Raw genomic sequence first — 11,390 nt, 5'->3', positions numbered from 1 at the left:
AGAATGGGAAAGTTCCTACCCTCCGAGCAGCTCCCGGTGCAGCCGGGCCGTCAGCGCTTTCAAGTGCGCTTTGTCCACGAGCAGCGTGAGCTGCAAGGGCGAGGTGTGGACCGAATACACAGGGGCTGAGAGCTCCTCCGCGGCCACCAGCGCCCGGCGCAGCGGAGCCCAGTCCGAGTTCAGCCCCACGCCCACACAGGTGACGGTCCCCAGGTCCTCGCGCCATGACACGGCGTCGCCAAAGCGCGTGACCAGTTCACGGCGCAGGGCGTCCGGGCCATGCACGTCCGCCAGCGGGATGGTGATGGCCGTCCGGCGCGCGCCCCCCGTGGGCCCCTCGAAGTCCAGCGTCCGGCCTCGCACGACGCGCGCGTCCAGGAACTCCAGCAGCTCGGCCAGAGGGACGGGCTCGGCCGCCGTCAGCACCGCCATCTCCGCGTCGGCGGTGACGCCCTTGAGCCGGCTCTCCGAAGGCACGGTCAGCTCCTGCACCGCGGTCCCCGTCCCCTCGCCATGCGCCGAACGGGCGAGGATGGTGATGCCGCGGGCCTTGGCCCACTCCACCGCCTGGGCGTTGAGCACCTTGGCGCCCGCGCTCGCCAACTCCTGCATCTCGTCGTAGCTCAGCGTCTCCAGCTTGCGCGCATCGGGGACCACCCGGGGGTCCGCGCTGAACACGCCGTCCACGTCCGAATAGATTTCACACGCCTCCGCGTCCAACGCCGCCGCCAGGGCCACCGCCGTGGTGTCCGAGCCGCCGCGCCCCAGCGTCGTCACTTCCTTCTTGAAGGACACGCCCTGGTAACCCGCGACGATGACGACCTTGCCCCGCGCCAGCTCGTCATGGATGCGGAAGGGCCTCACCTCCACGATGCGCGCCTGCGAGTGCGCGTCCGTGGTGATGATGCCGCTCTGGCTGCCGGTGAAGCTGATGGCCGGCACCTCCATCTCCTGGAGCGCCATGGAGAGCAGCGCCATGGAGATGCGCTCGCCGCACGTGAGCAGCATGTCCAGTTCGCGGCGCGGCGGGTCCGGCGAAACGCCCTTGGCCAGCGCCAGCAGCTCGTCCGTGGTGTCGCCCATGGCACTCACCACGACGACCACCTGATAGCCCGCCTCGCGCCGGGCCTTCACCCGCTGGGCGACCTTGCGGAGCTTCTCCACGCCAGCGACGGACGAACCGCCGTACTTCTGGACCACGATTGGCATACGCGCCTCACTACCCCTGTTCGGTGTGTCCGGAAAACCACACCGGTGGCCCTTCTTGCAGAAGTCTGGCCAGTGCGCGAGCGAAGCCCGTACCCGGAGTCAGGGTCGCCTAAACATCCGAATGTCGGGTTTAATACCGGCCCCCCTCTCCGGGGCCGTCCGGAGAAACACCCCGGCGGCCCAGCGATGACCGCATCCTTCACCGGAAGCCCCCATGCCGATGATTGAGGTCCAGTACCTCACCAAGCGATACCGAGACCGGGTGGCCGTGGACGACCTCACCTTCCAGGTCGAGGAGGGGCAGATACTCGGCTTCCTCGGACCCAACGGCGCCGGCAAGTCCACCACCATGAAGATGCTCACCGGCTTCATCCCCCCGTCGGAGGGGGTGGTGCGCGTCGGGGGCTACGACGTGGAGGCGCAGCCGCTCGAGGTAAAGCGCCGCATCGGCTACCTGCCGGAGATGCCCCCGCTCTACGTGGAGATGACGGTCCGCGGCTATCTGCGCTTCGTCGCCTCGCTGAAGGGCCTGTCCGGGCGGGCGCTCGCCGCCGAGCTGGAGCGCGTCGCCAACCTCATGGGGGTGACGCACGTCATGGACCGCGTCATCCAGAATCTGTCCAAGGGCTACAAGCAGCGCGTGGGCATCGCGCAGGCCCTGCTCGGCTCACCGCCGGTGCTCATCCTGGACGAGCCCACCGAAGGCCTGGACCCGGCGCAGCGCGCCGAGCTGCGCGCGCTCATCAAGGGCCTGGCCGGCAAGCACACCGTCATCCTCTCCACGCACATCCTCCCGGAAGTAACGATGACGTGCGAGAAGGTGCTCATCATCCACCAAGGGAAGATGGCGGCCTACGACGACATCCACCAACTGGCCCGCCTTCATGGCCAGGCGGAGAGCGCGTCGCTGGAAGAAGTCTTCATCAAGCTGACCGCCGCCTGAACGCGGCCTCCCTTCGAGGACCCCAACTCCATGCGCACCGCCCTGGCGATTGCCCGCAAGGAACTGTCCATCTACTTCACCACCCCGTGGGCCTACGCGGTCTTCACGGCGATGGCGGCGCTGACGGCCTTCTACTTCACGGACCTGCTGCAAGGCTTCAATGAGGTCCAGGCCGTGGCGCGCCGGGTGGGCTGGTCCCAGATGTCCCCGGACTTCAACATGTACCGCAACCTCACGGACGGGGTGGTGGTGGAGCTCTGGGGCAGCGTGCTCGTCATCACCCTGGTCGTCACGCCCTTCCTGTCCATGCGGCTGTTCGCGGAGGAGAAGCGCAACCGCACCTTCGAGCTGCTGATGACGGCGCCCGTGCGCCCCATTGAAATCGTGCTCGGCAAGTACCTGGGCGGCCTGGGCGTCATCACCGCCACGCTGGGACTCACGCTCGTCTTCCCCCTGCTCCTGTCCGTGTTCGGCCGCGCCGAATCCGGCCTCGCGCTGGAGTGGTCCACCGTCCTGCTGGGCTACGGCGCGCTGCTGCTCTGGGGCGCCACCTGCATGGCCGTGGGCTTGTTCATCTCCGCGCTGACGGAGAGCCAGATGCTGGCGGCCTTCCTCACCTTCTGCACCCTGCTGGCGTGGATGCTGCTGGGCCAGCTCGCCCGGCGCGCGGACGAGCCCCTGCGCTCGGCACTGGCCTACGTCGCCTGCGACCTCCAGCTCCAGGGGATGATCAAGGGCGTGATGGAGCTGCAGTCGCTGGTGTTCTTCGCCTCCGTCATCGTGTTCTCCCTCTTCCTCACCCACCGCACGGTGGAAGCGCAGCGGTGGGCCTGAGATGAAGACCGGCAACCTTGGGAAGGTCCTGGGCGCGTTCGGACTGCTGCTCCTGCTGTCGAGCCCCTTCACCCTGCTGGTCACCTCGGACAGCCACCTCGCCGCCGCGGTGAAGGCGGGCGTGGGCCTGGTGCTGGTGGGCGTCTACGTCGCGACAAATTTCCGGCAGCTCAACCAGTTCGCCACGCGCAAGACGGGGCGGGCCTTTGGCACCACGGTGCTCCTCACGCTCGGCGTCCTCGCGGCCCTGGTGGCGGTGAACGCCCTGGCCTTCAAGCTCAACCGGCGTTGGGACTTGACGCAGGCGCGCATCCACACGCTCTCGCCGCAGACAGTGTCCACGCTCACCGCCATCCCCGACCCGGTGCGCGCCATTGGATTCATCACCCCGGCGCATCCCCAATATGGCCAGTTGGAAGCGCTCTTCCAGCTCTACCGCGCGGAGGCACCGGAGCGCTTCGAGTTCACCTTCAAGGACCCACGCCGGAGCCCGGACCTGGCCGCGAAGTACCAGGTCCGCGAGGGACAGACGGCGGTGGTCCTGGCGCGTGGCGAGGGTGAACACGCCTCACACACCACGCTGCACACCGTTTCCGAGCAGGAGCTGACGCAAGCGCTCATCAAGCTCAACGCGGTGGGCACGCAGAAGGTCTATTTCGTCATGGGCCACGGAGAGTGGCCGCTCGACAAGGAGCAGGCACCGCCCAACGACCCGGGCGCCAGCCTGTCCGAGTTCCGACGGCAACTGACACAGGAAGGCTACGCCGCCGAGCCCCTTCACCTCGCGGGCGTCGCGGATGTGCCGAAGGACGCCGCGCTGGTGGTCATCGCGGGCGCCCGCGTCCCTTTCGTGGCCCCGGAGAAGGACTCCCTCCGGCGCTATCTCGCCTCCGGAGGTCGCCTGCTCTACTTCGCGGACGCGGGACTCCGGGACGGCCTGGACGCGCTGCTGGCGGAGCACGGCGTGCAGGTGGACGAAGGCATCGTCGCCGACGCGCAATTCAACAGCGGCAATCCCTTCGTCGTGTTGTCGCTCTTCTACAGCGACCACGAGATTGGCCAGCCGCTACGCCAACAGGCGCTCAACGTGGAGTTCCCGACCTCCCGCAGCCTCTCCCTGCTGCGCCAGGGACTGGCGCCGGGCGTCCAGGTGGAGCCGGTGGTCCTCACCTCGCAGCATGGCTGGCTGGAGAGCACCCCCGAGGAGAACGCCCTGCCCTCCGCGGGCGAGAAGACGGGACAGCTCATCCTCGTGGCGGCCGTGACACGTGACACGAAGGACGCTCCGGGCAAGCGCTTCGACGAAGGCCGGCTCGTGGTGATGGGGGACTCGGAAATCCTCCTCGATCCAAACTGGGGCCATGAGCCGAACCGGAATCTGGTGATGAACGCGCTGGGCTGGGCATCCAATCAGGTCACCAAAATCACCATCCGCCCCCCGGACCGTGAGGTGTCCACGCTGGAACTCGACGCGGCGACGCTCAGCGGCATCCGGTTCGTCACCACCGACCTGATGCCCCTGTCCCTTCTGGGCATCGGCCTGGCCATCTGGCTGGCGAGGCGGAACAAGTGAGCCCTTCGAGAAGACATCCGCTCCGGAGCACACTCGCGGTGGCCGCCGCGGCGTGCCTGGCGCTCTCCGCATGCACCGAGGAGCGCGCAGGCAAATCCCGTGAGCCGGGCAAGGACAACGCGACGTCTCAGCAGCTCTTCGCTACGGGCGAACCGAATGCCCAGGGTGGAGAAGGAAGCGCCCGGGCGAAGCCGGTCTTCACGCACCTGTCGGTCCGCGCCCAAGGCGTCACGACGGAGCTGATTCGCGAGAAGGATGGCACCTGGAGGGTGACCGCGCCGGTGGCGGCTCGCGCGGAGGCCGTCGTGGTTGAGTCCATCATCAGCACGCTCGCGTCCTCGACGTTCAGCGCCACCGTAAAGGAGGCGCCTACCGAAGCTGACCTGGCGGCGTTCGGCCTCAAACCACCCGTCTTCACGGTTACCGCCCGAGCCTACGTTCCCGATGCCCAGGGCGGAGGAGCGCAAGACGCCGAGCGCCAGCGGACGGTGACACTCCATGGCGGTCGCGAGAACACCTACGACGGCTCCGTCTATGTGCGCCGTGATGAGGAGCCCACGGTCTACGCCGCCGCGGGAACGGTCCGGTGGGCGCTGGACCGGGACACCTTCGCCCTGCGATCCAAGGCCCTCCTGGGCCCTCTGGATGAACGCGCGTTGAAGCGCATCGAGGTGAAGGCGGGTCTACAGTCGTACCAGTTGGCCCGGGCGGCGGACGGCACGGGCTGGCGCCTGGTGGAGCCGGTGGCCGCCAGCGCGGACACGGCGCGCGTCGCTGGCTTGGTGAAGACCCTGGTCGAGCAGCGAGCCCTGTCGTTCCCCGAGGACACCCCGGAGGCTCGTAAGCGGCTGGGCCTCGAAACGCCGTCGGTGGATGCACGATTCACCAGCGACGCGGACGAGCCCGTGCGCGTGAGGATGTCCCGGGTGACGGAGGCAGGCGTCACACGCGCCTACGCATTGCGTGAGCAGGGAACGCAGGCCCTGCTGGGTGAAATCGCCGAAGACGCCCTGAGCGTGCTGGACGTGGGCGCCCGCGAATTGAAGGACCGGCGCGTGCTCGACTTCCAGCGCAAGGACGTCCGCCGCGTCGTGGTTCACCCTGGGGGCGACGCACCCGCCATCACAGTTGTGAGCGCCGCGGGCACGAACGACGGCGTTGGCCATTGGGACATGGAATCGCCTCGGCAGGGCAAGGCGCAACACTTCAAGCTCGCGTCACTGCTGCGTGCGCTGGAGACGTTGAAGGCAACGGGCTTTGGGGAAACAGCCCCGAAGAACTGGGCTCGGTACGGAGTGAGCGCGACTTCCCCAGGCGTCGTGCTGCTGGGCGAGGATGGCAAGGAACTGGCAAGACTCTGGTTGGGCAGCGAAGTGCCGGATGAGCCCGGCGCGCTGTACGCACGAGGCTCGGGAGCCGATGTCCTCAAAGTCCCCGAAGCCAAGGTGGTACTCCCAACCCGACCCGAGGAACTTCTGGAGAACGTCCCGGACACCTCCAAGGAAGGCGCGCAAACCAAGCCAACACCTTGACGCCATTGCCCTGCTCTCGCCTCGGCCACGCAGCGGGGCTCCAGCAGCCAAGAGGCGCTCGCGCAGGCCACGGTTCCCGCGTGCCGGATCCCAGACGCGCCCAAGTAGCCACACCTGCTCACCGTCTGCGACGTGCGCAACGCGCCCGCCAGAACCCAAGTGGCGTCAGAGGTCCTCCGGCGAGCGACGGCCCCCGAGCCGCCACGTCGTGGCTCCGACGGTGACGCACACAACCGAATCTGAATCGTCTCGGAAGTCAGCTCCATCTGCCGGGTCGCCCCACACGGGTACCGACTTTTCGCACGATGTCGCGCGCATCCGTCTGCCGCATCAGCCACTCAGGCAACCGTAACCGGGAGCTGAGCGCGCATCGATTGATGCACGAGGTCAGGCCCCAGCCGCCACGGCGCGCCTGCTCCAGCGCGTTCCGCGGAACGACGCCCCCTGGCCAAACGCGTGGACGCATGGCCACCGGCACTCGCGTCCACAGGGGTTCGCGACTTGGCCGAGCACCTCATGTCAGCCCCACCCTGTAGACAGGGAGGCGTGGAAGGAACGTTCCTTCCACGCAAGTCCGTCCGCGAACGGTGAGGGGGGAAGGCCGATGTTCAGTCCAGCCATGTTGATGGGCTTCCACATGCGGGACGCCGCGACGGTGCTCGCACGGAAGGGCTTCGACAATGTTCAGGCTGGAGAGCTCGCTCAAGCCGTGCGGATGTCGATCGGCTCGATGTACCGGCGCTACGGCAGCAAACAGGGCTTCGCGACGGCGATAAGAAGGTATGCCGAGGGTGAACTCGCGCACGTGGGGAACGTCGCGTTCCAGGTGTCACTTGACTACGCGCGGACCCATGGATTCCGAGGGGTGTTCTTCGACGTCTGGTGTGAAGTCGCGTGGTGGGCCATCCAGCACCCCGCGCTCTTCAGCTTCGCCTTCCTGCACTGGCATCCGGAGAGCACCGACCCTGAGAATCCGACGGGCCCTATCCGGGCGGTGGTGCGGCAACTGCTCGTCCATGGCGAGCGCGAGGGCGCGCTGATGAAGGGCCGCCTTCGGACGCACGAGTGCCTGGCGTGGGGTCTCGTTCTGGAACTGGCCCGCCGTGTGACCGAGGGCGAGGAGGTCACCGACACGGATGTCCTCGACGCAGCCCAGTCGCTCTGGCGAGCCCTGACGCCGGACAGCCCGACCGGGCCCAAGGGGCACGGGGGCACGACGCCGGATGGAGCCCCTCGAACGCACGAGACGGCCGCGCCTCACCCAGGAGCGGCCACGGCCCCTTCGCGGGAAGGGGCCAGCCGGGCGCGCGTATCCGACTCAGACCAGGGCTTATTTCAAGAGCGCCACCACCGAGTCCAACCATTGGCGCGCGGCTTCGGGGCGCAGCAGGGGCTCGGTGAAGCCCAGGTGGATGTTGAGCGCGTCTCGGAAGGTGTACGCGTGCACGACCCACAAGGGGCCGTAGCCCCGGATGGACGGCGTGAACTGAATCTCCTGGAGCGACAGCGGCCCCAGCGATGCGGGGACCTGAAAGGTGCCCATGTTCGAGAAGGACAGCGACATCGGCGGGGCCTGCTCCTTCCGGAAGAAGGACATGCGCAGCTTCGCCAGATGCGGGGTGGTGTAGTGCAGCTCGGACTCGCGGGCGGCTTCGAAGTTCGCCTTCGTTGCGCGGGCCAACTCCCAAAAGCCACCGTCCCGGGCTTCGACGGCGTTGACGAACATTCCCGTGCCGAAAGCGAAGGCCAGGTTCGACGGGTCCGCGAAGTCCGCAGGCAGCGCGTTGCGGTAACTCATGGGCGAAAGCCAGCCGAGATTCATCCGCCCCACCCCGCCCAGCTCCTTCCGGATGGTGAGCAGCATCGCCGCAGCAAGGGCCCCCGTCACCGTGGTGCGCTCTTGCCGCGCACGCGCGACCAGGCTCGACAGCAGCTCGGACGGCAACTGGATGTCGAGGAAGCTCGACTGCTGCTCGCTCACGGGCACGAAGTCCTTCAGCGGCATCGGCTGGGGCCTCCGCGTGAGCATCGTCCACCCCATGTGAGCCATGAACCGGGCCACCTTCGCGCGCAACGCCCACCCGCTCAGGGGCAACAGCTCCGTCGTGGGCGGAGAGACCGGACGCGCGGGCGACAGTGCCGGCTCGCGTCCCTCGGCCAGCGCTCCACATAGCTCCAACAAACGCCCGTACACGCGCATCATCACGGCGGCGTCCATGATGCCGTGGTGTGACTTGATGACCACGTCGTGCCACGCCGCACCCTGGCCCGCGGGGATGTAGCTGACGCGAAGCAATCCCCGTGACGTGTCCAGCGAGGCGTTCAGCGCGTCCGACATCACGGCCCGCCATTGCTCGGCTTGCTCACGGGGAATCTGCTGGGCGGGGATGCGCAGGTCCGGGTCGACCTCGTAGTGAGGCGCACCTTCAGGCCCGGCGATCCGCGCCTGGAGCAACGTGTGCTCCTGCTGGAGCAGCCGCAACGCGCGTTCGAGGATGCCAAAGTCGAGCGGCCCCTCCACCCGGAGGCACAACTGCATCTGCAGCGCGCCGCTCAGGTGGCTGTTGTAGAACTCAAACTCCGCCTCGTTGGGGCTCAGGGGCCGGGCCACTCGCACGCATGCATCTCCTGTCCACGTCGTCTTTGCGTGGCATCCCGTCACAGGCGTTGACGAAGGACAAGGACCTGACGGGACTCAGAGCTTGACGACCTCCGTTCCTCGGCGCGGGAGCACGACGCGGAACGTCGTATGCCGGCTGGCGCCCGAGTCCACATCCACGCTGCCGTGGTGCGCATGGATGATCTGCTGGACGATGTAGAGGCCCAAGCCCAACCCCCCGGTGCGGCCGCGCTGCTGGGAGCCTCGCCGGAACGGGTCGAAGAGGTAGGGCTGGAGTTCGGTGGGAATCACGCCCACGTTGGACACGGAGAAGGAGACGGCGTCCGTCTTGCTGCCGTCGAGGCGCAGTTGGACAGGCTCGCTGGCGTCGCCGTGCTGGAGCGCATTGCCAATCAGGTTCGACGCCACCTGCGCCAGCCGGTCCGCGTCCCAGTCCCCCACCAGGTCCCCGTCTTGCCGGACCTCGATGGAGTGCTGGGGGAACGCCGTCTGGTGCTCCTGCACCATGCGGTGGACGAGCTGGGAGAAGTCCGTCTCACTGCGGCGCAGGGGAATGCCGCCCGCGAGCCGGGCTCGGGCCAGGTCGAGGACGTCCTCGATCATCCGCCCCATCCGCTTGCCGCTCGTCAGCATGCGGATGGCGCTCTTGCGCACGGCGGGGTCCTCGGTGCGGCGGTAGAGCAGGTCCGCCGCGGTGAGGATGGCGCTCAGCGGATTGCGCAGGTCGTGCCCCAGCACGGCGGTGAACATCTCGTTGAGGCGCAGCGTCTCCGTCAGCTCCTCGAGCTGCTGCGCCAGTTGCTGCTTCTGCCGATAGAGCTGGAAGAAGACCTCCGCCTTGTTCCGGAGGACATGTGGCTCCAGCGGCTTGTAGAGGAAGTCCACCGCGCCGGCGTCATAGCCCTTGAAGCGCCGCCGTTGGTCGTGGGCGCCGGCGGTGACGAAGATGATGGGGATGTGGCGCGTGCGCTCCGAGCCGCGCATCAGCTCCGCCAGCTCGAAGCCGTCCATCTCCGGCATCTGCACGTCGAGGAACGCGAGCGCGACGTCCTCGTGTTCGAGCAACAGCTCGAGGGCCTGAGCGCCCGAGCGGGCCTGGAGCACCTCCACGTCCTCGCGGCGGAGCAAGGCCCCCAGCGCGATGAGGTTTTCCTCGAGGTCATCGACAAGGAGGCATTTCACCCGTGGCGTCATGGAAGCAGATTCCTTCCCGAAAACGTCAACCTTCATGCCCGCCTCCCATCATCCGCAGGAGCTGGGCCATCTGTTCGAGCGAGAGCACGAAGTCGGCCGCCCTCGCGCCAGCGCGGCCGTGGGCATGGTCGCCACCATCGCGGTGTCCGGGCGCTGCACCAGCGTCACCCCGCCTGCCTCGCGGACCGCCGCCAGGCCCCGCGCGCCATCCGAGTTCGCGCCCGTGAGGATGAGCCCCGCCAGCCGGTGGCCATAGGTGTCCGCGGCCGACTCGAAGAGCACGTCGATGGACGGCCGGGAGAAGAGCACGGGCTCATCCGCCGACAAGGCCAGGGAGGGGCCGTCATCCACCAGCAGGTGGTAGTCCGGGGGCGCGAAGTAGATGGTGCCCGGCTGGGCGGGCTCCTTGTCCTGCGCCTCCTGGACAGGCAGCGCGCACCGGCTCGAGAAGATGTCGACCAGCAGGCTGCGTCGCTCGCGGGGCTGGTGGAGGACGACGAGCACCGCGGGACGAAACCCTCGGGGGAGCGCGGGCAACAACGTGCCCAGCGCCTCCACGCCACCGGCGGACGCACCCACCACCACCGCGTCGATGCGGCCCGCGAGGGCGGCAGCTTGGATGCCCGTGGGGCTTTCAAAGTCCACGAACGCCCTACCCTTTCTGGAAGATGCGGTCCTCCCAGACGAGGGAGGAGAACGCCGGGGCATGTTGGGAGAAACGCAGGGACTCACGGGCCCCCAGGCCCAGGAATCCCCTGCGGCAGAGCGAGTCCTTGAAGAGCCCGAGGGCCCGCTCCTGCAGCTCGCGATTGAAGTAGATGAGGACGTTGCGGCAGGACAGCAACTGCACCTCGGCGAAGACGCTGTCGGTGGCGAGGCTGTGGTCCGAGAAGACGATGTGCTTCTTCAACGCGCGGTCGAACACCACGTTGCCGTAGGCCGCCGTGTAGTAGTCCGACAGCGAGGCATGGCCACCCGACTGGCTGTGGTTCTGGGTGAAGGCGGCAATCCGGTCCACCGCGTAGACCCCCGCCTCCGCCTTCTGGAGCGCCTGGGTGTTGATGTCCGTCGCGTAGATGAGGGTGCGCTCCAGCAGCCCCTCCTCTCGCAGCAGGATGGCCAGGGAGTAGACCTCCTCGCCCGTGCTGCACCCCGCGACCCAGACCTTGAGCGAAGGATACGTGCGCAGCAGGGGGATGACGCTCTCACGCAGTGAGCGGAAGTAGGTCGGGTCCCGGAACATCTCGCTCACCTGCACGGTGAGGTAGTTGAGCAGCTCGGGGAACAGGGGCGGCTCGTGGAGGATGCGGTCCTGGAGCTGGGACAGCGTGCGGCAACCAAAGTGGTCCGCGGCCAGCGTCATGCGGCGCTTGAGCGACGCCATGGCGTAGCCACGAAAGTCGTAGTGGTACTTCAGGTAGATGGCGTCGAGCAGCAGCTTCAGCTCGATGTCCAGGTCCTTGGTTGCCATGCGGCGCCGTGTGT

General features: G+C 67.8%; 9 protein-coding genes and 1 pseudogene. 5 read left to right on the top strand and 5 right to left on the bottom strand.

Translation table 11 applies throughout. The features are described 5' to 3' along the window. Positions 1-15: 15 nt before the first annotated feature. Positions 16-1,209, bottom strand: coding sequence for an aspartate kinase (locus tag A176_RS09710; RefSeq protein WP_002640409.1), 1,194 nt, complete (start codon positions 1,207-1,209; stop codon positions 16-18). Positions 1,210-1,429: 220 nt separating this feature from the next. Between A176_RS09710 and A176_RS09705 the strand changes: the two genes are divergently transcribed. The 5 genes and pseudogenes from A176_RS09705 to A176_RS41160 all read left to right on the top strand — a co-directional run. Continuing rightward, positions 1,430-2,152 (top strand): ATP-binding cassette domain-containing protein, encoded by a 723-nt coding sequence (locus tag A176_RS09705; RefSeq protein ID WP_044891072.1) that lies wholly within the window; start codon positions 1,430-1,432, stop codon positions 2,150-2,152. A 30-nt stretch (positions 2,153-2,182) separates the two neighbouring features. After that, complete coding sequence (locus A176_RS09700; protein WP_002640411.1) at positions 2,183-2,986, top strand: ABC transporter permease; 804 nt, start codon at positions 2,183-2,185, stop codon at positions 2,984-2,986. Between the two features lies 1 nt (position 2,987). After that, entirely contained in the window at positions 2,988-4,559 is a 1,572-nt protein-coding gene (locus tag A176_RS09695) for a GldG family protein (RefSeq protein ID WP_002640412.1), read from the top strand. After that, positions 4,556-6,091, top strand: coding sequence for a DUF4340 domain-containing protein (locus tag A176_RS09690; RefSeq protein ID WP_226994264.1), 1,536 nt, complete (start codon positions 4,556-4,558; stop codon positions 6,089-6,091). Before A176_RS09695 ends, A176_RS09690 begins: the two co-directional genes overlap by 4 nt. Before the next feature lie 604 nt (positions 6,092-6,695). Further along, positions 6,696-6,851: pseudogene (locus tag A176_RS41160) on the top strand (helix-turn-helix domain-containing protein); the annotation flags it as partial. 570 nt (positions 6,852-7,421) lie between these two features. Here A176_RS41160 and A176_RS39795 read toward each other — a convergent pair. The 4 genes from A176_RS39795 to A176_RS09670 form a co-directional block, all read right to left on the bottom strand. Continuing rightward, on the bottom strand, positions 7,422-8,708 hold the full coding sequence (locus A176_RS39795; RefSeq protein ID WP_002640415.1) for a phthiocerol/phthiodiolone dimycocerosyl transferase family protein: 1,287 nt from the start codon (positions 8,706-8,708) through the stop codon (positions 7,422-7,424). Between the two features lie 78 nt (positions 8,709-8,786). Next, positions 8,787-9,941 carry a hybrid sensor histidine kinase/response regulator gene (locus A176_RS09680; protein ID WP_044891069.1) on the bottom strand — a complete coding sequence of 385 codons (1,155 nt, stop codon included), beginning with the start codon at positions 9,939-9,941 and terminating at the stop codon, positions 8,787-8,789. 12 nt (positions 9,942-9,953) lie between these two features. Next, entirely contained in the window at positions 9,954-10,550 is a 597-nt protein-coding gene (locus tag A176_RS09675; RefSeq protein WP_226994263.1) for a chemotaxis protein CheB, read from the bottom strand. Between the two features lie 7 nt (positions 10,551-10,557). Beyond that, the gene (locus A176_RS09670) at positions 10,558-11,376 is read right to left on the bottom strand and encodes a CheR family methyltransferase (RefSeq protein WP_002640418.1); all 819 of its coding nucleotides are present in this window, start codon (positions 11,374-11,376) and stop codon (positions 10,558-10,560) included. Positions 11,377-11,390 lie beyond the last annotated feature (14 nt).

The sequence above is a fragment of the Myxococcus hansupus genome (assembly GCF_000280925.3).
Lineage (GTDB): Bacteria > Myxococcota > Myxococcia > Myxococcales > Myxococcaceae > Myxococcus > Myxococcus hansupus.
This window is presented reverse-complemented; position numbering and strand designations above follow the sequence as displayed.

Bases quoted from the DNA above. Each gene is read 5' to 3' on its own strand.
- A176_RS09710 (WP_002640409.1), bottom strand. From the start codon at position 1,209: ATGCCAATCGTGGTCCAGAAGTACGGCGGTTCGTCCGTCGCTGGCGTG.
- A176_RS09705 (WP_044891072.1), top strand. From the start codon at position 1,430: ATGATTGAGGTCCAGTACCTCACCAAGCGATACCGAGACCGGGTGGCC.
- A176_RS09700 (WP_002640411.1), top strand. From the start codon at position 2,183: ATGCGCACCGCCCTGGCGATTGCCCGCAAGGAACTGTCCATCTACTTC.
- A176_RS09695 (WP_002640412.1), top strand. From the start codon at position 2,988: ATGAAGACCGGCAACCTTGGGAAGGTCCTGGGCGCGTTCGGACTGCTG.
- A176_RS09680 (WP_044891069.1), bottom strand. From the start codon at position 9,941: ATGAAGGTTGACGTTTTCGGGAAGGAATCTGCTTCCATGACGCCACGG.
- A176_RS09670 (WP_002640418.1), bottom strand. From the start codon at position 11,376: ATGGCAACCAAGGACCTGGACATCGAGCTGAAGCTGCTGCTCGACGCC.